The following is a 21,724-nucleotide window of genomic DNA, read 5'->3' as shown; positions in this document are numbered from 1 at the left end:
TTGCATTTTGAGCGAAAACGCGCCACAATAGAAGTATAATGTGCAGCGGGGTGATTGGTGATGATGGTAGAAAAAACGATTATCGTCGAAGGGTCATCTGATCGTAAACGGGTGGCTGAAATTGTAAAAGAACCGGTAGATATTATTTGCACCAATGGAACAATCGGTGTCGCGCGTCTTGATGAATTGGTAGAGCAATTATTCGAGCGGGACGTATACATTTTAGTCGATGCCGATGCATCAGGAGAAAAGCTGCGCCAGCAGTTTAAGCGTGAGCTTCCTCATGCCCGGCACCTATACATTGACCGCGGGTACAAAGAAGTGGCTGCGGCACCGCACCGTTATTTGGCTACTCTCCTAATGGGGGCTGATATTGACGTGCGCGGTGAGTATTTACAGCAGGAAGGAACACATCATTAATATGAAAACAGCTGAATCAATCCTGGAATATACAGCCAAGCCTAAATCGGCTCTTTATGTGTATACATCGATGTGCGGTACATGCCAGGTAGCAGGGAAAATGCTTGATGTTGTTGAAGCGATGAATACAGATGTGCCACTCCAACGCATCAATATAAACTATTACGAAGAAATCGCTCATCGTTTTGAGATCGAGAGCGTTCCGTGTCTTCTTTTATTTGAGCAGGGTGTATTAAAAAAGAAAATTTATGCTTTTCAGTCAGTTCCATATATATATGAAGAAATACGGTCACTTTAACAGGCCGTCGAATATTGTCGGAATTGCAGAATGTTTTGTTGACATATGTATTCAGACGGTGGTAAAATCCATTCATAAATTAAAACGACTCTTATCAAGAGTGGCTGAGGGAATGTGCCCGATGACGCCCGGCAACCGTCTTTACAGGAAAAGGTGCCAAATCACACGAAGCAGTATGTTTCGGGAGATGAGAGAAAGGAAACGTCAAAAACGCCTTTCTGTCATTATGACAGTCGGGCTTTTTTTGTGGAAAGGAAGTGATCCCGTGATTTTTATTGAGCAGGCAAAAAAAATATTTCAAACGAAGAATGGTCCGGTTAAAGCGGTCGATAATATAAATTTATCCATCCAGGAAGGCGAAATTTTTGGCATGATTGGCTACAGTGGCGCTGGTAAAAGTACACTGATCCGCATGTTGAACGGGCTTGAAACACCGACGGAAGGATCCGTAACCGTAGCGGGGCGGAAGATCTCAACGATCAAAGGATCTGAACTTCGGAAAGCACGCCAGGAAATCGGCATGATCTTTCAGCATTTCAACTTGCTTTGGTCACGCACCGTACGGGAGAATATTGCATTTCCTCTTGAAATTGCGGGCGTTAGCAAAGCAGAACGCACTAAGCGTGTGGATGAATTAATTGAGCTCGTTGGCCTTCAAGGCCGTGGCGACTCATACCCGTCACAGCTCTCCGGCGGTCAAAAACAGCGGGTCGGCATTGCCCGGGCACTTGCGAACAATCCAAAAGTGCTTCTTTGCGACGAAGCAACATCAGCTCTCGATCCACAGACAACCGACTCTATTTTGGAGCTTCTTGTCGATATCAACCAGCGTCTTGGATTAACGATTGTGCTTATCACGCACGAAATGCACGTTATTCGAAAAATCTGCCACCGGGTAGCCGTAATGGAAAATGGTAACATCGTAGAACTTGGTCCGGTACTCGATGTGTTCCGTCGTCCGGAGCAGCCAATTACGAAGCGGTTCGTTCAGCAGATCACCGAGCCAGAGGAATCAAAAGAAACAATTCAGCACCTCCTTACCGAGCATCCGGAAGGAAAAATCGTCAAGCTGACATTTGTAGGCGTTTCGGCGGAACAGCCGGTTGTGACTGAATTGATTCGTTCGTTTAATGTCGGGGTAAACATTTTGCAGGGGAAAATTTCTCAAACACAAAACGGCGCGTATGGCACGCTGTTTGTTCAAATTACAGGCGATTCGTCTGAAGTGGACAAGGCAGTCGCCTTTTTGGATGCCCAGCAAGTTGATTCGGAGGTGATTGAGTATGATTGAACAATGGTTTCCGAATGTTGACTGGGAAAAAATGTGGGAAGCAACCTATGAAACACTTTATATGACCAGTATTTCTGTTGTGATTACCTTTGTTTTAGGGATACTGCTTGGACTGCTGTTGTTTTTAACATCAAAAGGACAGCTCTGGCAGAACAAAGCAGTGTATAGCATCACCGCCGTCATTGTCAATGTGTTCCGTTCGATTCCATTTATTATTTTGATCGTGCTGCTGATTCCATTTACAAAAGCCTTATTAGGAACGATCATTGGTGAAAACGCGGCACTGCCTGCTTTAATTATTGGAGCAGCACCGTTTTACGCTCGTATGGTTGAGATTGCCCTTCGCGAAATTGACCGCGGCGTTATTGAAGCAGCCCGCGCAATGGGAGCTTCCACTTGGACGATCATCCGCAAAGTGCTGATCCCAGAATCACTGCCGGCTCTTATATCTGGCTTAACGGTCACCGCCATCGCTCTTGTCGGCTATACGGCAATGGCAGGTGTGATTGGGGCAGGCGGCTTGGGGAACCTTGCTTTCTTGGATGGTTTCCAGCGCAGCCGCAGTGATGTGACTTTAATGGCAACGATTGTGATTTTAGTTATCGTGTTTATTATCCAGTTTATCGGCGATACGGCTGTCCGTAAGCTTGATAAACGCTAATAAAATATATTTATTCTTTAGGAGGAATGTAACCATGAATAAAAAATGGCTTCTAAGCTTGTTAACAGCTGCCATTATGCTTGTGCTTGCAGCTTGCGGCGGCGGGGACAAAGCGGAAGATAAGGAATCAGCTTCGGGCGGTTCATCTGAAGAGGATAAAACAATTGTTGTCGGAGCATCTAACACACCGCACGCAGTTATTTTGGAGCAGGCAAAGCCAATCTTAAAAGAACAAGGCTACGACCTGCAAATTGAAACGTTCCAGGACTATGTACTTCCAAACACAGCGCTTGAAGAAGGCGATTTAGATGCAAACTACTTCCAACACGTCCCATATCTTGAGCTTCAAGAAAAGGAACAAGGGTATGACTTTGCAAATGCTGGCGCTATTCACCTTGAGCCAATGGCTGTTTACTCAAAAAAATATAAAAGCCTGAAAGACCTTCCAAAAGGCGCTACGATCATCCTAAGTAATTCAGTTGCTGAGCATGGCCGTGTATTGATGCTTTTAGAAAAAGAAGGTTTAATCAAAATCAAAGATGGCATCGATAAGACTCAAGCTTCACTTGAGGATATTGCTGAAAATCCAAAAGATCTTAAGTTTGACTACGATTACGAGCCAGCGCTTCTTCCGCAAATTTACAACAACGAAGAAGGCGATGCAGTTGTAATTAACTCAAACTATGCTATTGATGCCGGCATCAGCCCGACAAAAGATTCTGTTGCGATTGAAAGCACAGATTCACCATATGCAAACTTAATTGTTACACGTACGGGTGATGAAAATTCAGAAAAAATCAAAGCATTGGTTGAAGTATTGAAATCAAAAGAAATTCAAGACTTCATTACAAAAGAATGGAACGGAGCAGTCGTTCCGGTTACAGAATAATGAAAAAGCGCCTGGTATGCAGCCAGGCGCTTTTTTTTACTTGTTTTATTTTCTGGCAATTTAGAATTTGGGCGTAAAAGGTTTATATTCGGAGAGAGCGGTTATATAAAGAAGTGTAACGAAGCTCACCTAGTGTGAGAAGGCTGGAAGAAGCTATATGGCTTTTGTGCCTCCTGGCAAGACTCTGGTAGGATAGAGAACGAAAGCTAGGTCTTCAAAAAAAAACGAAAAGGATTGATTCCCCATTAGTAACTCACTTGATATGAAGTACACAGAAGGTATGGAAAAAGCCATGCATGCATCGCATGGTGTCGGCTATGCAGAGTACAATCAGAAGCATGAAGTGAGAATGGATATTGAGCAGAACCGAGAGGAAGACTATCAACAGTCAAGACGCATGGTTGCTGACTTTAACCGTAAATTTACCAATCACCTTTCTTAACGAATAAGCAGAAAAACCGGTTGTAAAACCGGTTTTTCTGCTTTTATTTGAGAATACTTTATTTAATCGTTTTCCTAAGTTGAATATAAATTTCATTTGTTATAAGATTGTAATGAGAATAAATTGAGAATAGACACAATCGGTTTTCTCGGCCGATGAATACGGAGGGTAAAAGATGTCACAATCAACGTTAGCAATCAAAAATCTTCACGTCTCAATCGACGGAAAGGAAATTTTAAAAGGGGTCAACCTTGAAATCAAAGGCGGCGAGTTCCATGCAATCATGGGGCCGAACGGAACAGGTAAATCCACTCTTTCGTCTGCAATTATGGGCCACCCTAAATATGAAGTAACAGAAGGTTCGATCACGTTTGATGGTGAAGACGTGCTTGAGATGGAAGTAGATGAGCGCGCACGTGCAGGTCTTTTCCTTGCGATGCAGTACCCAAGTGAAATTACAGGTGTTACAAACGCTGAGTTTCTTCGTTCAGCTGTAAACGCACGCCGTGAAGAAGGCGATGAAATTTCCCTGATGAAATTTATCCGCCAAATGGATGCAAACATGGACGTTCTTGACATGGACCAGGATATGGCACAGCGTTACTTAAACGAAGGATTCTCCGGCGGTGAGAAAAAGCGCAACGAAATTCTTCAGTTAATGACAATTCAGCCGAAAATTGCGATCCTTGACGAAATCGACTCCGGTCTTGATATCGATGCATTAAAAGTGGTTTCAAAAGGAATCAATAAAATGCGCAGCGAGGATTTTGGCTGCCTTATGATTACGCACTACCAGCGTCTTCTGAACTACATTACACCTGATTATGTTCATGTTATGATGCAGGGTAAAATCGTGAAATCCGGTGGAGCGGAACTAGCGGAACGCCTTGAAGCAGAAGGATATGACTGGATCAAGCAGGAACTTGGCATCGAAGACGAAACGGTACAGTAATCGTATAGGAGGAGCAAACATGACAGAAACAAAATGGTCAGTTGATGAATCAGCAATCCGCGATTTTTCAGCTGCAAACAACGAACCAGAATGGCTGTTGAACCTTCGTCTGGATGCGTTTAACAAGGCGGCAGATCTTCCGCTTCCGAAGCCGGATAAAACAAAAATCGATAAATGGAACTTTACCGAATTTGGCGCACACAGCGTACAGAGTGCAGCATATACCCAGCTTACCCAGCTGCCACAGGCTGCACAAGCGGTTATTGGTGAAGAAACAGCTTCACAAAACATTTATGTACAGCGCAACAATACGCCGTCTATTTTAAATGTATCAGCTGAATTAAAAGAAGCAGGTGTCATTTTTACTGATTTTTCAACAGCCGCAAGAGAACACAGCGAAGTTTTCCAAAAGTTCTTTATGCAGCAGGTGGTCAAAGCAGATGAGCATAAATTAACCGCTCTTCATGCAGCGCTTGTAAACGGCGGTGTATTCTTATACGTGCCTAAAAATGTTGAAATTCAAGAGCCTATTCAAGCGGTTTTCATTCATGACGATGCGCAGGCTGCGCTGTTCAACCATGTTATTGTGGCAGCAGATGCGAACAGTAAGGTGACGTATGTAGAAAACTACATTTCTACAGTGAAAACAGAGCAAGGCGTAGCGAATATCGTGACAGAAGTGATCGCTGGCGATAACGCACAAATTTCATACGGCGCCGTTGACACATTAGCAGAAAATATGACAACATACGTGAACCGCCGCGGTATTACATCGCCAAATGCGCGTATTGACTGGTCACTCGGTATCATGAATGATGGCAATACCGTTTCAGAAAATGTGACAAACTTGATTGGCGATGGTTCCTTTGCTGATACAAAAACAGTAGTGGTCGGCCGCGGCAAGCAGTCAATGAACTTTACAACAAAGGTTGTTCATTTCGGCAAGCATACAGAAGGCTACATCTTAAAGCACGGTGTAATGAAAGATGAAGCAAAATCAATCTTTAATGGCATCGGCAAAATCGAGCATGGTGCTTCAAAATCAAACGCTGAGCAGGAATCACGCGTACTTATGTTGAGTGAAAAAGCTCGCGGTGACGCGAACCCAATCCTTTTGATTGATGAAGATGATGTTACAGCAGGACATGCTGCTTCTGTTGGCCGTGTTGATCCGCTTCAGCTTTACTACTTAATGAGCCGCGGTATTACGAAACAAGAAGCAGAACGCCTTGTGATTCACGGCTTCCTGGCACCAGTCGTAAACAACCTGCCAATCGAAAATGTGAAAAAGCAATTGACAGGGGTTATTGAAAGGAAAGTTCGCCAATGAATGCGAAAGAACTGAAAAAGTACTTTCCCATTCTTGATCAGGAAGTGAACGGTCATCCACTCGTTTATCTTGACAGCGCGGCCACTTCCCAAAAGCCCGTTCAAGTGATTGAAGCGCTTGATCATTATTACCGTTATGCTAATTCGAATGTGCACCGCGGCGTGCATACGCTCGGCAACCGGGCGACGGATTTGTATGAAGGCGCACGTGAAAAAGCACGCAAGTTTATTAATGCGGCTTCTACAAAAGAAATTGTTTTTCTGCGTGGAACAACGACAGCATTGAATCTTGTCGCTCAAAGCTACGGGCGTGCGAACGTAAAAGAAGGCGACGAAATCGTCATCACGATGATGGAGCATCACTCCAATATCATTCCGTGGCAGCAGGTTGCCAAAGCAACAGGAGCTACTTTAAAGTACATTCCTTTGCAGGAAGACGGAACCATTTCTTTAGAGGATGTCCGAAAAACCGTCACGCCTAACACAAAAATTGTATCGGTGATGATGGTATCAAATGTGCTGGGTACCATTAACCCGATTGCAGAAATTACGAAAATTGCTCACGAAAACGGAGCCGTTATGGTAGTGGATGCAGCTCAGGCGGCTCCGCATATGAAAGTTGATGTCGCACAGCTTGACTGTGATTTCCTTGCTTTTTCCGGCCATAAAATGTGCGGTCCAACCGGCATTGGGGTGTTGTATGGAAAACAAGCGCTTTTAGAGGAAATGGAACCAATTGAATTCGGCGGAGAAATGATTGACTTTGTCGGCTTATACGAATCAACATGGAAAGAACTTCCGTGGAAATTTGAAGGCGGCACACCGATTATTGCCGGAGCCATCGGGCTTGGCGCAGCCATCGACTTCTTAACAGAAATCGGCATGGATGCAATCGAGCAGCATGAGCATAAGCTTGCTGCGTACGCCATGGATAAAGTAACAGAGATTCCGGGAATTTCTGTTTTCGGTCCGAAAAGAGGAAAAGACCGCGCAAGTGTGGTAACATTTAATTTAGATGATGTTCATCCGCATGATGTGGCGACGGTTCTTGACGCGGAAGGCATCGCTGTCCGTGCAGGGCATCACTGTGCACAAACGCTAATGAAATGGTGCAAAGTATCTGCCACAGCACGTGCAAGCTTTTACTTGTATAATACGGAAGAAGATATCGACAGACTTGCCGCCAGTTTGTTAAAAACGAAGGAGTATTTCTCAGATGTCTTTTAATAATTTAGATCAGTTATACCGTCAGGTGATTATGGACCATTATAAAAATCCGCGCAACAAAGGGGCCATTGAAGACGGCAGTGTGACCGTTGATATGAATAACCCAACGTGCGGAGACCGGATTCATTTGACGATGAATGTAGAAAACGGGGTTGTCACGGACGCGAAATTTGAAGGTGAAGGCTGCTCGATTTCCATGGCCTCTGCTTCCATGATGACACAGGCGATCAAGGGGAAAAACATCGAGGATGCCGTCAAGCTGTCTCAAGTTTTTTCTGACATGATGCTCGGCAATGACTATCCGGACGATGTAGACCTTGATGATATTGAAGCGCTGCAGGGAGTGGCAAAATTCCCGGCCCGCATCAAATGTGCGACACTATCGTGGAAAGCAATGGAAAAAGGACTCCAGAACCAAAAGTAAACGATAAATAACGAATAAATAAAAAAGCAGGCTGAGGGTTCACGCCGCGGACACCAGGTACCCCTGAAAGCGAGCGTTTATCGTCAGCCTGCCATAACAACAGGAGGAATGCAGCATGGCTAAAAAAGCCCCTGAAATTGGCGATTACAAATATGGCTTCCATGATCGCGACGTATCCATTTTCCGTTCGGAACGTGGATTAACGCCTGAAATCGTAAAAGAAATTTCAAAAATGAAAGATGAACCACAATGGATGCTCGATTTCCGTTTGAAATCATTAGAGTATTTCTATAATATGCCGATGCCTCAATGGGGAGGCGATATGGCGTCTCTTAACTTTGATGAAATTACGTATTATGTTAAGCCTTCTGAACGCTCAGAGAAATCATGGGATGAAGTACCGGACGAAATCAAGCAAACGTTTGACAAGCTTGGAATTCCGGAAGCGGAACAAAAATATCTTGCAGGGGTTTCAGCACAGTATGAATCCGAAGTTGTCTACCACAACATGAAAGAAGATTTGGAAGAGCTTGGTATTGTCTTTAAAGATACGGATTCTGCTTTGAAAGAGAACGAAGACATCTTCCGCAAGTACTGGGCGAAAATCATTCCGCCGACAGACAACAAATTTGCTGCACTAAATTCGGCTGTTTGGTCAGGCGGCTCATTCATCTATGTTCCGCCGGGCGTGAAAGTGGATACGCCGCTTCAGGCGTACTTCCGTATCAACTCAGAAAATATGGGCCAGTTTGAGCGTACATTAATCATCGTTGATAAAGATGCAAGTGTACATTACGTTGAAGGCTGTACCGCTCCTGTTTACACAACAAACTCGCTTCACTCAGCGGTTGTAGAAATTGCGATTGAGGCGGGAGGATACTGCCGCTATACAACGATTCAAAACTGGGCGAATAACGTATTCAACCTGGTAACGAAGCGGGCCGTTTGTGAAGCAAACGCAACGATGGAATGGGTAGATGGAAATATCGGCTCTAAACTGACAATGAAATATCCAGCTGTTATCCTGAAAGGCGAAGGCGCGCGCGGTATGACGCTTTCGATCGCCCTTGCCGGTAAAGGGCAGCATCAGGATGCAGGGGCAAAAATGATTCACCTTGCACCAAATACATCATCCACAATCGTATCAAAATCAATCTCAAAACAAGGCGGAAAAGTAACATACCGTGGTATCGTTCACTTTGGCCGTAAAGCAGAAGGCGCCCGCTCAAATATCGAGTGCGATACACTTATTATGGATAACAAATCAACGTCGGATACAATTCCATACAATGAAATTTTAAACGACAACATTTCTCTTGAGCACGAAGCGAAAGTATCAAAAGTGTCTGAAGAGCAATTGTTCTACTTGATGAGCCGCGGTATTTCTGAAGAAGAAGCAACAGAAATGATCGTTATGGGCTTCATCGAGCCGTTCACAAAAGAATTGCCAATGGAATATGCCGTTGAAATGAACCGCCTCATTAAATTTGAGATGGAAGGTTCTATCGGTTAATACCGAAAAACCCTTATTCATAAGGCTTTTAATAGAAGGCGAACTGTGATAAATCAGCCGCATACCAAGAATGTACCAAGTTCAATTGGGTTTCATTCTGAAAGGTGTTCAGCGGACTTATCCAGTTCGTCTTTTTTATTTTTTTGCAGGATTGAAGGTAAGTATTCGATCTTTTCTTGAAGGTCTTATGCTCCAGGCGATTTAAGGTATATTTAAGGCTTTTCCCTGTTTTAAGCAATAGAACCACGTCTCCATATTTAAATCATGAGTGCTTTCGCTATATTCAATGCCGGCTTTTTTGAGATAATCTTGCATTGTTTTGCGAATAAGAAAAGCTGTTGGATCACGATAATTTCAGGAAATGATACCGTCTTCAGTTTAAGTCACGTCCATTCACGTACTAAACCAGGGGCTGTTTTGTTTGAGCAATAAAAAGAATTTTTTAACGTTGTCACGATGACAGTATTGTAATCATCCTTTCTTATTTGTTTATCGACTATGATTTTATCAGTCCCTATACAGGCAGTCATTTTTCATCAAGAAAGCTGCGATCTTAATAAAACCAAAATAACAGGCAGTGACTAATGGAGTTCTATCTAACCGGTCACTTTGGTTCGCATCTGCAATATGGAACAGAAGGAAAGACTTTGATTATAGAAAGATTTGATATAAACTTTTCAACAGAGATCTAACAAATGATCATACATAATGGAGGGAATACAAGTGCCGCACTTAGTGATTCGAGGGGTATCGATTGAGGGGATGAAAAGAATCAGCAAGCCATTAGTAGAAGAGCTTGCAGAAATTTGTGAATGCGGGACGGATAATTTTACGTTCGAAGTGCCTCATTCCACGTTTGTGTTTGATGGGGAAGAGATTCCGGCTTTCCCGCTTATTGAAGTAAAATGGTTTGAACGCGGGCAAGAAGCTCGCGATCGATTCGCCCAGTCCGTTACCAGACACATTATGTCAACAGGTGCTGATGAAATAGAAGTCGTGTTTATTCCTTTCTCCGAGCCTGCTTATTATATTAATGGCGAAAGAGTCGGGGACTAAAGGAAACATGTATGGAAAGACAAAGGGGAACCTTTGCTGCCCCTTATTGAAGTGAATAGCATCTAATAAGGAATGAGGAATAAAGAGGCTGGGATATAGGTTGATTTTTTAGTTGTTGAATCCGAGTGATTGCCAGGACTTGGTACGATTTTACATTCATCCGGTTAAACAGTGTATCACAGTTGTTCCAAGACCAAACCACCTCCGTGGTTTGGTCTTTTTGATTGCCAGGGTAAAATGAAAGTAATTACAAATATTGAAAAAGTAATGAGGAGTCAATGAGAAAGAGGAAGGGTAATAAGAAATCATACTGCAAGCCGCTTTTTTGAAGAAGAAAAGAGACGCTGGATTTACGAAGTGCATCTTTGGGGAATGCCATCGCCTTTTTGAGAAAGAAAAGTAAAATAAAGAGCTGATATTTGGGATGCTTGAAATTCACAGCCCTTCCTACTTATGCTACACTCTTACTACGAGGTGATACGAGATGATTTATACAGGGGTAACCGGCTGGGGAGATCATGACACACTTTACACGCAAGGAGTCGCTTCCCGAGATAAATTAACCGAGTACGCAGCGCATTTCCCGACCGTTGAACTTGACTCCAGCTTTTATGCTGTGCAGCCGGAGCGCAACATGCGGAAATGGACAGAAGACACGCCGGACGGCTTTCGATTTATAGTTAAAGCATACCAGGGAATGACTGGCCATGAACGGGGCGAAATTCCGTTTGACTCGAAAGAAGAGATGTTTCATGCATTTAACTTATCGCTCACACCAATGATCGAAACAGGAAAGCTCGCCATGGTGTTGTTTCAGTTTCCACCCTGGTTCGACTGCACACGTGAAAACGTGATGTATATTCGGTATTGCCGGGAAAAAATGGGGAACGTGCCGCTTGCCATTGAATTTCGGAATCAAACCTGGTATGAAGCCAAGTATTTTGATAAAACGATTTCTTTTTTAGAACAGGAAAACTGGATTCATACGGTATGCGATGAGCCGCAGGCCGGTGAAGGCTCAATTCCCATTGTGCTTCAAGCAACGAACAAGGAAAAAACGCTGGTCCGCCTGCATGGACGCAACCGGGCAGGCTGGCGGAAAAACGGTCAGAAAAATTGGCGCAAGGTGCGCTATCTGTATCGCTACAATGAGCATGAACTGCGGCAGTGGGTTGATTTTACGAATGAACTCCATAAACAGTCAAAAGATGTCTTCGTGCTGTTTAACAATAATTCTGGCGGTGATGCCGCGGATAATGCGAAGCAATTCTTACATTTAGCGGATATTCAATATGACAATCTAGCTTCGCGCCAGCTCGATTTGTTTTAGGAGGCTAGTGTGTAGAATGGAATGGATTCTTTTACTCGGCATCGGTCTGCTCGCGGCGGCAATCGGCGCCCTCGTCGGACTTGGAGGCGGGATTATCATTGTGCCGGCACTGCTTTTTTTAGGCGGAACGGCACTGCTCGACCCTGTTTCCCCACAAGCAGCAGTGGGTACGTCGTCGGTTATCTTAATTATTACCGGCTTGTCTTCAACCCTTGCTTACATGAAACAGAAAAAAGTGGATTATAAATTGGGCTGTCTTTTATTTATTGGCAGCGCGCCGGGAAGCCTGCTTGGGGCTTGGGCCAATAAAGGGCTGAACACGGAGCAGTTCAGCTTGTTTTTTGGCTTATTTATGGTGTTTATGTCATTTGTACTTATGTTGAAAAATCGGGCAAAGCCGCTGTTTGCCTCGCGCGGCCTGACCCGGACATTTACCGATAACGAAGGAACTCATACATATTCCATTGAGCCGATTACCGGAACGATCGCTTCATTTGTGGTCGGCTTTTTAGGCGGTTTATTCGGCATCGGCGGCGGCTCACTGATGGTGCCCGCCATGATTATGCTGTTTGCGGTTCCCCCGCATGTAGCCGTTGCTACATCGATGCTGCTTATTTTTTTATCAGCAGGCGTATCGAGTGTGACACACGTATTTCTTGGGAATGTAAACTGGCTTTATGCAGCAGCGCTCGTGCCCGGAGCCTGGTTTGGGGCACAAATCGGTGCCTGGCTGAATGCCCGCCTGGCGTCAAAAACCGTTGTGATGATGCTTCGTCTCGTTTTGATTTTGGTTGGTGTCCGCTTGATTTGGCGGGGCATTTATTAAAGGTGGAATGAACATGGAAAAAACGATACATATTTATCATACAAATGATTTACACAGCCATTTTGAAAATTGGCCGAGAATTGCCCGCTTTTTAAAGGAAAAGCGGGAACTGCACGAATCGGCCGGAGAGTTTGTTTTCGCTTTTGATATTGGCGATCACGTGGACCGGGCCCATCCGTTAACAGAAGGAACGCTCGGCACCTTCAACATTGAGCTGCTGAATTCATCTCGGTTTGATGCGGCTGCGATCGGTAACAATGAAGGGATTACGATGCCAAGAGAAGCATTGAATGCACTGTACGAGCAGGCTCGCTTTCCGGTTGTTTGCGCCAACTTGTTTGAAAAAAACGGAGAGAGGCGGCCGGACTGGGTTGTACCGCATACTTTTTTTCAAGCAGGCAGCACCACGATTGCCGTTACCTCTGCGACTGCACAGTACACCGCTTTTTATGAACTTCTGGACTGGTGCGTCACTCTTCCTATTGATGAGCTGAAAAAGCAAATTGCGATGCTGAAAAAGAGGGCAGATATTGTAATCGTGCTTTCTCATCTTGGGATGTATGATGATGAAAAGCTGGCGGAAGAAACAGAAGCGGATATTATTCTAGGCGGGCATACCCACCATACGTTTCATGAAGGAAAAGAAGTAAATGGAACATTGATGGCGGCAGCCGGCAAATACGGCTATTTTACCGGCCACGTGGAAGTGGATATCGATAAAGCCGGCCGCATAGCCGCTAAACGGGCCCGTGTATATGAAACAAACCGGTTGCTTACGCCTCCGCCAGACGAAAAGAAGCAGCAGGCGCTCTTTGAAGAGAAGGGGCAACAAACCCTGTCTGTGCCGGTTGTACGGCTTCAAAAAGAGCTTTGGAGTGATTGGTTTAACCCGTCTCCGCTGCCTCAAATGCTGACCGAAGCACTTACAGAATGGTGCGGAGCTGACTGCTCTTTTTTAAATGCAGGCGTCGTATTGGGGAATTTGCCGGCAGGGGATATCACAAAATACGACCTGCATAAACTGCTGCCTCATCCTATAAACCCTTGTTTAATCGAATTGACAGGGGCGGAGCTGGCAGAAGTCATCCGGCAGACATGTGATGAAAAATGGCCTCATCTCCAAATTAAAGGGCTCGGTTTTCGCGGAAGTGTCATGGGCCGATTTGTGTATGATGGAATCGAGATCGATAAGCCGAATATTTTCATTAACGGTGAGCCGATCGACATAAAGCGGACGTATAAGGTTGCGACTCTTGATATGTTTACGTATGGCCATTACTTTGTTGAACTGCATCGTGCTTCATCAAAACGGTATTTCATGCCCGAATTTTTGCGCGATATTATGGAATGGAAGCTTCTGCAACTATAAGCCTTCTTTCCCGCATACAATGCGGAAAAGGGGGTTTTTTTATGCGCAGGCGCAGAAAATGGAAAAGCCGTGCTTCATCATCAGGCCGCCGCCGCTTTTTAACTGTTGTTATTTTTTTTATAGCCGGCATTATTTTTGTTCTTTGGCTGATCAACCGGAATATTCAGCCAGTCATTTTAAACTTCGCTGAGGCGCAGACGAACAAAATTGCTTCAATGGTTCTGCAAAAAGCGATCAGTGAGGAAATTACCGAAAATCTTAATATAAAAGATATCATGACAACTGAAAAAGGCGATGGAGGATCGACGACATTTAACGCGGAAGTGATCAACAGGGTGCTTGCCGAAGTGACTGATCTTGCCGAAGAAAACCTGGATAAAGCGGAAGCGGGTAATTTAACGGAACTTGAAGAGATCTCAGGTGTCGAGATTGATACGGAAGAAACAGCGCGGGCGCAGGGGATTGCTTACACAATCCCGCTCGGACAAATTACAAACAACGCTATTCTTGGCAATCTCGGACCGCGTATTCCGATTCGCTTTCATGCCATCGGGGACGTTACATCGAATGTTAAAACAAAAGTGGAGCCGTTCGGTATTAACTCTGCTTATGTAGAAGTATATATTGAACTTGAAGTCAGCGTAGAAGTTATCGTTCCATTTGCAGTTGATACAACAGTCGTGAAACAAACACTTCCTGTAGCGATGGGGCTTGTTCATGGGACGGTGCCAAACTACTATAATCCGGATGCCATTAATGTACCGTCAAAATAAACAAGTATAGAAAAGGTCTACGTTTTTTAATACGATGTTATCGGAATAAACTATAAAGGCAATGCAGCCAATAAGCCATTGCTTTTTTTTATTGCGCAAAATGGAGGAGAAATACTTTTGGAAAACACAATTTTTTCACTTTTGCCGCCGGTCCTGGCCATTGTAATGGTGATCTTAACACGCCGTGTGCTTTTATCGCTTGGCGTTGGGATTCTGGCAGCAGCTTTTTTGCTTGCTGATTTTAAAATTAGGAAAACATTCTCAATCACTTGGGAAGCACTATCTGGTAATATGTACACAAGAACAGATGGGGCATTTGAATGGAGTGAATGGAATTTATATATTATTTTCTTTTTGCTTATTTTAGGTATTGTTACAGCGTTTACTACCATTTCCGGCGGCAGCCGTGCTTTTGGAGAATGGGCCGTTACGCGCGTTAAGTCACGCACCGGTGCTCAGATAATGGCCGCTTTACTTGGTATTTTGATTTTTATCGATGATTACTTTAATGCACTGGCGGTAGGCCAGGTATCACGGCCTATTACCGGCCGCCATCGTATTTCACGCGCCAAGCTTGCTTATATCATTGACTCGACGTCTGCTCCAGTTTGTGTAGTAGCGCCGGTCTCAAGCTGGGGTGCTTACATTATAGGATGAATCGGCACCATTTTAACTGCTCATCAAGTAACGGATCTTACAGCTTTCTCGGCGTTTATGCAAATAATTCCCATGAATTATTACGTTTGGGCGGCACTTGGAATGGTTTTTCTTGTAGCGGTATTAAACCGGGATTTTGGTCCAATGAAAAAGCATGAAAATCGCGCTGTTCAAACAGGAGAAGTAGTATTCAGCGGCCGTGAAATTCCTAGTGAGCTAAAAGAAGATTTGCCGGTGAGTGACCGCGGTACGATCGGCGGACTTGTCTGGCCGATAGTAGCATTGATTATCGGTACGGTCGCGGCTATGCTTTTTACGGGCTCCAGAGCGGCAGGTGAAGGCGCAGACATTTTTGCTATTTTTGAAAACACAGATGTAGCAAAATCATTGTTTATTGGCGGAGTCATTGGGCTTATTACAGCATTGGTGGTTTTTGCACGACAGGCCGCCGTGTTCCCAGAGGGAGCCGGCGCTGTATTAGGAAAAGGGATAGTCGAAGGCATTAAATCCATGCTTCCCGCAGTGTATATTTTATTTTTAGCGTGGACGATCGTAGCGCTGATTGGTGAGCTTGGAACAGGTACATATTTAGCCGGCCTTGTAGAAAAATCCGGCTTGAACATTGGCTTTTTGCCGATGATTTTGTTTGTGACAGCCGGTATTATGGCTTTTGCAGCCGGAACAAGCTGGGGATCGTTTGGGATTCTTCTTCCGATTGCCGGTGAAATTGCAGCAGCAACAGATATTTCGCTTTTATTACCGGCTTTGGCAGCTGTTTTAGCGGGTGCTGTATTTGGAGACCACTGCTCGCCGATTTCAGATACAACGATTCTCTCATCAACCGGGGCAGGGAGCAATCACATAGATCACGTGATGACACAAATTCCTTATGCGCTCGTATCTGCTTTAGCGGCGGCAGCAGGTTATATTGTGCTCGGTTTTACGGAAAATATGTTTCTTGGGCTTGCCGTGACGATTCTTTTACTAGTTATGTTTGCATTTATTTTAAAAAGAACAAAGTAGAATTTTTCAGAAAAAATACCTGCATATGGAAATATAAAGGTATTTTTTGTTAGGTGAGCGGACCTATAGTAAATTAACTGAATTATTCTAAAAAAATAATAAAAAAAATATTTACGAATATTTTAAAGAAGATTATAATAAAGAAGGTCTTCAGAAATTATCTGAAAATAAAAAATTTTGAACATTCAAGGAGGTCCATATATATGGAACAAAATCGTCCACAATGGGGGTCCCGCGCTGGATTTATTATGGCAGCGGTTGGCTCGGCAGTCGGGCTCGGAAACATTTGGCGTTTCCCCGCAGTAGCGTATGAAAATGGCGGAGGTGCTTTTTTCCTTCCCTATTTGTTTGCTTTATTAACAGCCGGAATCCCACTGCTTATTATGGAATTTACAATGGGTCACAAGTATCGTGGTTCCGCACCGCTGACAATGACAAGAATTAATAGAAAGTCAGAGTGGCTTGGCTGGTGGCAGCTAGCAATTTCTTTTTTCATTGCAACGTATTATTCTGTTATTATTGCATGGGCTACATCGTATTCATTTTTCTCATTTACAAAATCATGGGGTGACGCCCCGCAGGACTTTTTGCTGGGAGAATATTTACAAGTAGGTGAACCGGGCCAGCTTGGCGGGTTTGCAGGTGGTGTTCTTCTTCCGTTATTACTTGTGTGGATTGTAACATTGGGCATTATGTTTTCAGGAGTTAAAAAAGGAATTGAAGCAGCTACGAAATTTATGCTTCCACTTCTTGTTATTTTATTCTTTATTGTCGTAGTACGTGCGTTGACTTTGCCAGGAGCTGTTGAAGGCTTAAATGCCTTTTTCCAGCCGGATTGGTCTAAAATTTTAGATGGTAAAGTATGGATTGCAGCTTATGGCCAAATTTTCTTTAGTTTGTCAGTCGGGTTTGCTATCATGATTACCTACTCTAGCTATCTGCCAAAAAAAGCAGATATTACGAATAATGCTTTTATTACAGCTTTTGCAAATTCCTCATTTGAGTTGCTTGCTGGCTTTGGTGTTTTTGCCGCTCTTGGGTTTATGGCACAGCAACAGGGTGTAGCGGTAGAAGAAGTTGTGTCAAGCGGAATCATTTTAGCTTTTGCCGTTTTCCCGCAGATTATTAATGAGTTTCCAGTAGCAAGTGGATTTTTTGGATTCTTATTTTTTATCTCACTTACGCTTGCAGGGTTAACATCGCTTATCTCGATTATTGAAACGTTTGTGGCAGGACTGCAGGAGAAATTTAATATTTCCCGAACAGTATCCGTAGCAGTAGGGGGAGGCCTTTCAGCGTTAATTTCACTTCTATATGCAACAAAAGGCGGACTTTTCTTCTTAGACACGGTAGATCATTTTATTAACTTGTATGGAATTGTTTTCGCTGGATTCGTTGAAGTTATTCTTGTTGCTTGGGTATTTAAAGAATTGGATTCGTTGAAACAGCATGCGGATGCCGTTTCTGACATAAAGCTGGGTGCATGGTGGAAATTCTGCTTAATGATTTTAACGCCTATCGTGCTGGCCTATATGATGTTTGATAACATTCGTCAAGACCTGTCTGCTCCATATGAGGATTATCCACTTTCATTCCTGATTACTTATGGCTGGGGTACAGCAGCACTTGCCATTATCATTGGTGTAGTCTTTATGTTTATTAAGCCTTTAAGCCGGAACAGCAAGGAGGGGCTATAATGGATACGGGTGCAATTGTGATGATGGTCATTGGCGTTGTGATCATTTGGGGAGGCCTTGGTGCCAGCATTGGTCACGCAGTAAAAAAAGCAAAAGAAAACAAACATTCATAATAGCAAAAAAGCGAATTTAAACGCTGCTCTGCTGAATAATTTGCAAAATCAAAGCCGGATTACCGATAAAGTAATCCGGCTTTTTATATTATTGACAGTAAACAGCGAGCCAGTCCTATTTTTATGCGGAAGGATTTACTTTTTACGCCAGATAAAATCAAAAGTCAGGATGTTTTTGGGGCGGGGAACGGTATACAGCCAGCCAATGGTTCTTGTGGACATCCATTGACAAATAAGGGCTTGGACGACAATTTCCCAAGCGATGGCATAAGCTGTGATCAGGAAAATAAAACCATTAATCCAAAAAAGCGGTTTACTGGGATTCACATGCCTGTACTTGGCAATAATTAAAGCGATGACGCCAACGCCTCCGTTTGATACTCCCTGTCTTAATAAAATGGATACGCCTGTACCAAAAAAGAGGGAACCAAAAAAAAGATCAATCCATACATTTGAAAATGGTGATTCTAGGTAAACGTTAAAAATGTTGACCGAAATAGAGGTAATCGTAATGCCAAGCAGTGTACCTAAAGCACTCATGCCCCCTAAATAGTGAACAGCGAATAAAAGCATGGAAGAATTAACAAGCCACAGCGCAATGCTTATTGGAATATCCAGCCAGTAATTCAGCAGTACAGTCAGCCCGGCACCGCCGCCGGAAGGAATAAAGTTAGGGAATAAAAACACGCCCATAGCGAAGCCCTGCATAACCGCTCCCACACTGACTAAAAAATACTTTCTGACTAAAGCGCGGAAGGTCAATGGAGCATAACTTTTATTGTTGGTTTTCAGAAAAAATCATCCCCAATTACGTATAAAATGGCGTGCTCGTCCTCCTTTTTAAAGTGTATGCGGCACTGCATAAAAAGAATACGCAAGGAGACCATACATTTAATGAGTTGTCACAAAAACATTAAACGGGGTGTGCATGTGGGGAAACAGGCTGAGAAAGTAAGTATATGGTGTGTTGTAAGTATGGCTTCCATTCCGCTCGTCATGACATTAGGGAATTCCATGCTGATTCCCGTTCTGCCGATATTGGAAAAAAAGGTGGGTATTTCCTCTTTTCAATCCAGTATGATTATTACAAGTTATTCGGTTGCCGCTGTTTTCTTAATTCCGCTGGCGGGATATTTATCGGACCGGATTGGACGAAAAAAAGTTATTTTGCCCAGCTTGGTTCTTGCCCTGATCGGAGGACTTATTGCCGGGTTTGCCTCTTGGAAAATGGCGGATCCCTACACCTGGATTATTATCGGCCGAATTCTGCAGGGGATTGGTTCAGCGGGAGCTATGCCTATTATCCTGCCGCTGGTGGGAGATCTTTACAAGGACAATGCGGAAAAAACAAGTGCCTGTTTAGGAACCATTGAAACGTCGAATACATTTGGAAAAGTGTTAAGTCCGATCCTGGGATCTATACTGGCTGCCTTTTTGTGGTTTTTACCCTTCTTTGCGATTTCTGCTTTTAGTTTAATCTCAATCGCATTAATTTTTTTCTTTGTGAAAGTGCCAAAAGGAAAGCAGGAAAAGCCAAAAAAATTCAAGGAATTTGTGAGTAATACGAAAAAGACCCTTAAAAAAGAAGGGAAATGGCTTTTTACCGTTTTTCTTTTAGGGTTCTATGTGTTTTTGGTATTATTCAGTGTGTTATTTTACCTATCGGACATTTTGGAGAAAGTACATCAAATTTTTGACATAAAAAAAGGTTTTATATTAGCGATTCCGCTTTTCCTGCTTTGTATTGTAGCGTTTACAGTTGGGCGCAAAATCAAAGGGAATTTGCCGACTATGAGGAAAATCCTTATTGTTTGTTTGATTCTTACGTCTATTAGTGTGGTGTTTGTTGGCTTTGTCAGCAAGCAGCTGATCCTTCTCTTAGTGGTAACCAGCATCCTGGGAATGGCGATTGGAGCTGTTATGCCTGTACTGGATGCCATCATTACAGAAAACATCAAAAAAGAAGAAAGAGGCACCATTACCTCTTTTTACAGTGCAGCCCGGTTTGCCGGGGTAGCTGCAGGACCGCCTTTGATGTCTATCGTAATGGCAAAATTTTTAAATGGCGGGTATATTACAGCAGGCGTACTAGGGCTGATTATGCTATTTGTTGTCATGAAATTTATTCAGGTAAAGGAAATCGAAAACTGAAAACCTTTCCTGTCTTGTCAGGACCGGACAATCTATATGTGTTCCGGTCCTTTCTTATTTTTATACGATCCGGCTTATTTACCTTTGTTTCCTTCTTTTAGAAAAGCAGGCTTTGCAAGGCCGATCGGCTTAATCAAGCTGATCGACCCAACCGTAGCTGCAAAAACAGAAGCACCCACAATGACGGCATAAAGATCAAAATCCAAAAACAGCTTAACGAGGTTGTAAGAAATAACCAGAGAAAAAAGCGGAGACACGAGCCATACTTTCAGCAGCCTGCTGATAATGCCTTTTTGAAATATTTTTGCGCCTTCTTCCGAGAAGCCAATACCGAGAATACTGCATGTGGTCACCTGGGTTTGTGGAACAGGAATGCCGAATAGAGAAGCAATAATTACGAGTGTCCCGCCGAGACCTGAAACCGCACTTCCTTGAAGCAAGCTCAGGTCGGTCAGCTTTTTTCCATTTGTTTCGATCACTTTTGCGCCGAGAAGCAGCGCGCCCGCTGCGGTAAATAGTCCGCCGATCACAATTCCGTTTTGGATAGAGATCAGCCCGGAAGCAGCGAGGGGGCCGATCGAGTTGGCGACATTGTTCATACCGGCTGAAAAAGCTTCCAAAAATCCTGTGCCGATCACTAATACGGACAAAACTTTGATCCATTTCGGCTTTTTTAAAAACAACAGCCGGGCTTCTGCTTGTTTTACCCCTTTATTTAAAAGCCAGGCGAAAAAAAAGGCCACAATCGGAATAAGAATCCAATACATCATAATCGTCAACAGCGTACTGATAAATACTTGTTTATACGCCACCCCAACGCCAACAATCGCTCCTACCGTCACTTCACTTGTGGAAAGCGGGATACCGGAAATATTGGCGATAAAAAGTGAAATAGCGGCCGAGCAAAGAATGATCAAGGAAATGTGAATGCTGATCAATTCTTGTGGAATAATCCCTGAGCCGAGGGTTTTAGCTACTTCGCCGCCGCCTAAAGCCGCTCCGAGCAGCACGCCGATTCCGCAAATAACCAATGCCATCCGCCTGTTTTTTAACGCTCCAGAACCATAGGCAATACCCATGGAGGCAGCGGCTCCGCTTGCACCGATATTAAGTGCAAAGAAAAGGGCTGCCAGAAAAGCCAATAAGGTAATCATTTCCTGTTCCGCTCCTATCCATTCGGGTAACGCCCGCCTTCTATTTTCTCACTGGACTGGTCTCTTGTACGGGTCATTCCTAAACAAGCAGCTGTGCCTGCAGCTGGCTGCACTCCTTCCTGAAACAAA

At 43.8% G+C, this 21,724-nt stretch carries 23 protein-coding genes and 1 riboswitch; of the genes, 21 read left to right on the top strand and 2 right to left on the bottom strand.

All coding sequences use genetic code 11. The features are described from left to right. Positions 1-57 precede the first annotated feature (57 nt). The 20 genes from L2D08_RS12290 (at position 58) to L2D08_RS12200 (ending at position 18,290) form a co-directional block, all read left to right on the top strand. Positions 58-420 carry a toprim domain-containing protein gene (locus L2D08_RS12290; protein WP_242234069.1) on the top strand — a complete coding sequence of 121 codons (363 nt, stop codon included), beginning with the start codon at positions 58-60 and terminating at the stop codon, positions 418-420. 1 nt (position 421) lies between these two features. Next, positions 422-718 (top strand): thioredoxin family protein, encoded by a 297-nt coding sequence (locus L2D08_RS12285; RefSeq protein ID WP_242234068.1) that lies wholly within the window; start codon positions 422-424, stop codon positions 716-718. An 88-nt stretch (positions 719-806) separates the two neighbouring features. After that, a riboswitch (SAM riboswitch) is annotated at positions 807-912 on the top strand. Positions 913-983: 71 nt separating this feature from the next. After that, positions 984-2,009: a methionine ABC transporter ATP-binding protein gene (locus L2D08_RS12280; protein WP_242234067.1), complete on the top strand. Its 1,026-nt coding sequence runs from the start codon at positions 984-986 to the stop codon at positions 2,007-2,009. After that, positions 2,002-2,670 carry a methionine ABC transporter permease gene (locus L2D08_RS12275; RefSeq protein WP_242234066.1) on the top strand — a complete coding sequence of 223 codons (669 nt, stop codon included), beginning with the start codon at positions 2,002-2,004 and terminating at the stop codon, positions 2,668-2,670. Before L2D08_RS12280 ends, L2D08_RS12275 begins: the two co-directional genes overlap by 8 nt. A gap of 34 nt (positions 2,671-2,704) precedes the next feature. Then, complete coding sequence (locus tag L2D08_RS12270; protein ID WP_242234065.1) at positions 2,705-3,559, top strand: MetQ/NlpA family ABC transporter substrate-binding protein; 855 nt, start codon at positions 2,705-2,707, stop codon at positions 3,557-3,559. A 262-nt stretch (positions 3,560-3,821) separates the two neighbouring features. Beyond that, complete coding sequence (locus L2D08_RS12265; RefSeq protein ID WP_242234064.1) at positions 3,822-4,001, top strand: YuzK family famiily protein; 180 nt, start codon at positions 3,822-3,824, stop codon at positions 3,999-4,001. 175 nt (positions 4,002-4,176) lie between these two features. Next, a complete protein-coding gene (gene sufC / locus L2D08_RS12260; protein ID WP_242234063.1) occupies positions 4,177-4,953 on the top strand; it encodes a Fe-S cluster assembly ATPase SufC in 777 nt (258 codons plus the stop codon). Positions 4,954-4,972: 19 nt separating this feature from the next. After that, entirely contained in the window at positions 4,973-6,283 is a 1,311-nt protein-coding gene (gene sufD / locus L2D08_RS12255) for a Fe-S cluster assembly protein SufD (RefSeq protein WP_242234062.1), read from the top strand. Further along, positions 6,280-7,509 carry a cysteine desulfurase gene (locus tag L2D08_RS12250; protein WP_242234061.1) on the top strand — a complete coding sequence of 410 codons (1,230 nt, stop codon included), beginning with the start codon at positions 6,280-6,282 and terminating at the stop codon, positions 7,507-7,509. Before sufD ends, L2D08_RS12250 begins: the two co-directional genes overlap by 4 nt. After that, positions 7,499-7,933 (top strand): Fe-S cluster assembly sulfur transfer protein SufU, encoded by a 435-nt coding sequence (sufU, locus tag L2D08_RS12245; RefSeq protein WP_242234060.1) that lies wholly within the window; start codon positions 7,499-7,501, stop codon positions 7,931-7,933. The genes L2D08_RS12250 and sufU overlap by 11 nt, the downstream gene beginning before the upstream one ends. Before the next feature lie 115 nt (positions 7,934-8,048). Beyond that, positions 8,049-9,446 carry a Fe-S cluster assembly protein SufB gene (sufB, locus tag L2D08_RS12240; RefSeq protein ID WP_242234059.1) on the top strand — a complete coding sequence of 466 codons (1,398 nt, stop codon included), beginning with the start codon at positions 8,049-8,051 and terminating at the stop codon, positions 9,444-9,446. Between the two features lie 723 nt (positions 9,447-10,169). After that, a complete protein-coding gene (locus tag L2D08_RS12235; RefSeq protein ID WP_242234058.1) occupies positions 10,170-10,502 on the top strand; it encodes a DUF1904 family protein in 333 nt (110 codons plus the stop codon). 484 nt (positions 10,503-10,986) lie between these two features. Next, on the top strand, positions 10,987-11,832 hold the full coding sequence (locus L2D08_RS12230; protein ID WP_242234057.1) for a DUF72 domain-containing protein: 846 nt from the start codon (positions 10,987-10,989) through the stop codon (positions 11,830-11,832). A 16-nt stretch (positions 11,833-11,848) separates the two neighbouring features. Further along, positions 11,849-12,658, top strand: a complete 810-nt coding sequence (locus L2D08_RS12225) for a sulfite exporter TauE/SafE family protein (RefSeq protein ID WP_242234056.1) — start codon at positions 11,849-11,851, stop codon at positions 12,656-12,658. Between the two features lie 13 nt (positions 12,659-12,671). After that, on the top strand, positions 12,672-14,027 hold the full coding sequence (locus L2D08_RS12220) for a bifunctional metallophosphatase/5'-nucleotidase (protein WP_242234055.1): 1,356 nt from the start codon (positions 12,672-12,674) through the stop codon (positions 14,025-14,027). A 41-nt stretch (positions 14,028-14,068) separates the two neighbouring features. Next, complete coding sequence (gene yunB, locus L2D08_RS12215) at positions 14,069-14,800, top strand: sporulation protein YunB (protein WP_242234054.1); 732 nt, start codon at positions 14,069-14,071, stop codon at positions 14,798-14,800. Between the two features lie 117 nt (positions 14,801-14,917). After that, positions 14,918-15,457 carry a hypothetical protein gene (locus L2D08_RS24275; protein ID WP_309241342.1) on the top strand — a complete coding sequence of 180 codons (540 nt, stop codon included), beginning with the start codon at positions 14,918-14,920 and terminating at the stop codon, positions 15,455-15,457. A 57-nt stretch (positions 15,458-15,514) separates the two neighbouring features. Further along, positions 15,515-16,480 (top strand): Na+/H+ antiporter NhaC family protein, encoded by a 966-nt coding sequence (locus L2D08_RS24270; protein ID WP_309241341.1) that lies wholly within the window; start codon positions 15,515-15,517, stop codon positions 16,478-16,480. A 203-nt stretch (positions 16,481-16,683) separates the two neighbouring features. Further along, positions 16,684-18,177 carry a sodium-dependent transporter gene (locus L2D08_RS12205; protein ID WP_242234053.1) on the top strand — a complete coding sequence of 498 codons (1,494 nt, stop codon included), beginning with the start codon at positions 16,684-16,686 and terminating at the stop codon, positions 18,175-18,177. Beyond that, entirely contained in the window at positions 18,177-18,290 is a 114-nt protein-coding gene (locus L2D08_RS12200; protein ID WP_242234052.1) for a methionine/alanine import family NSS transporter small subunit, read from the top strand. Before L2D08_RS12205 ends, L2D08_RS12200 begins: the two co-directional genes overlap by 1 nt. 135 nt (positions 18,291-18,425) lie before the next feature. Here L2D08_RS12200 and L2D08_RS12195 read toward each other — a convergent pair whose 3' ends face one another. Continuing rightward, positions 18,426-19,052: a YitT family protein gene (locus tag L2D08_RS12195; RefSeq protein WP_255821946.1), complete on the bottom strand. Its 627-nt coding sequence runs from the start codon at positions 19,050-19,052 to the stop codon at positions 18,426-18,428. Between the two features lie 132 nt (positions 19,053-19,184). On the opposite strand from L2D08_RS12195, the gene L2D08_RS12190 reads away from it, so the two are divergent. After that, a complete protein-coding gene (locus tag L2D08_RS12190; protein WP_242234050.1) occupies positions 19,185-20,441 on the top strand; it encodes an MFS transporter in 1,257 nt (418 codons plus the stop codon). Positions 20,442-20,515: 74 nt separating this feature from the next. On the opposite strand, the gene L2D08_RS12185 is transcribed toward L2D08_RS12190, so the two are convergent. After that, positions 20,516-21,595: a sulfate permease gene (locus L2D08_RS12185; RefSeq protein ID WP_255821945.1), complete on the bottom strand. Its 1,080-nt coding sequence runs from the start codon at positions 21,593-21,595 to the stop codon at positions 20,516-20,518. Between the last annotated feature and the right edge of the window lie 129 nt (positions 21,596-21,724).

It is taken from the genome of Domibacillus sp. PGB-M46, from assembly GCF_022668875.1.
In the GTDB taxonomy this organism is placed as follows: domain Bacteria; phylum Bacillota; class Bacilli; order Bacillales; family Domibacillaceae; genus Domibacillus.
The sequence above is the reverse complement of the archived record's forward strand: the minus strand, read 5'-3'. Positions and strand labels throughout refer to the sequence as shown.

Bases quoted from the DNA above. Each gene is read 5' to 3' on its own strand.
- L2D08_RS12285 (WP_242234068.1), top strand. From the start codon at position 422: ATGAAAACAGCTGAATCAATCCTGGAATATACAGCCAAGCCTAAATCG.
- L2D08_RS12275 (WP_242234066.1), top strand. From the start codon at position 2,002: ATGATTGAACAATGGTTTCCGAATGTTGACTGGGAAAAAATGTGGGAA.
- L2D08_RS12270 (WP_242234065.1), top strand. From the start codon at position 2,705: ATGAATAAAAAATGGCTTCTAAGCTTGTTAACAGCTGCCATTATGCTT.
- L2D08_RS12265 (WP_242234064.1), top strand. From the start codon at position 3,822: ATGAAGTACACAGAAGGTATGGAAAAAGCCATGCATGCATCGCATGGT.
- sufC (WP_242234063.1), top strand. From the start codon at position 4,177: ATGTCACAATCAACGTTAGCAATCAAAAATCTTCACGTCTCAATCGAC.
- sufD (WP_242234062.1), top strand. From the start codon at position 4,973: ATGACAGAAACAAAATGGTCAGTTGATGAATCAGCAATCCGCGATTTT.
- L2D08_RS12250 (WP_242234061.1), top strand. From the start codon at position 6,280: ATGAATGCGAAAGAACTGAAAAAGTACTTTCCCATTCTTGATCAGGAA.
- sufU (WP_242234060.1), top strand. From the start codon at position 7,499: ATGTCTTTTAATAATTTAGATCAGTTATACCGTCAGGTGATTATGGAC.
- sufB (WP_242234059.1), top strand. From the start codon at position 8,049: ATGGCTAAAAAAGCCCCTGAAATTGGCGATTACAAATATGGCTTCCAT.
- L2D08_RS12230 (WP_242234057.1), top strand. From the start codon at position 10,987: ATGATTTATACAGGGGTAACCGGCTGGGGAGATCATGACACACTTTAC.
- L2D08_RS12225 (WP_242234056.1), top strand. From the start codon at position 11,849: ATGGAATGGATTCTTTTACTCGGCATCGGTCTGCTCGCGGCGGCAATC.
- L2D08_RS12220 (WP_242234055.1), top strand. From the start codon at position 12,672: ATGGAAAAAACGATACATATTTATCATACAAATGATTTACACAGCCAT.
- yunB (WP_242234054.1), top strand. From the start codon at position 14,069: ATGCGCAGGCGCAGAAAATGGAAAAGCCGTGCTTCATCATCAGGCCGC.
- L2D08_RS24270 (WP_309241341.1), top strand. From the start codon at position 15,515: ATGCAAATAATTCCCATGAATTATTACGTTTGGGCGGCACTTGGAATG.
- L2D08_RS12205 (WP_242234053.1), top strand. From the start codon at position 16,684: ATGGAACAAAATCGTCCACAATGGGGGTCCCGCGCTGGATTTATTATG.
- L2D08_RS12200 (WP_242234052.1), top strand. From the start codon at position 18,177: ATGGATACGGGTGCAATTGTGATGATGGTCATTGGCGTTGTGATCATT.
- L2D08_RS12190 (WP_242234050.1), top strand. From the start codon at position 19,185: ATGAGTTGTCACAAAAACATTAAACGGGGTGTGCATGTGGGGAAACAG.
- L2D08_RS12185 (WP_255821945.1), bottom strand. From the start codon at position 21,595: ATGATTACCTTATTGGCTTTTCTGGCAGCCCTTTTCTTTGCACTTAAT.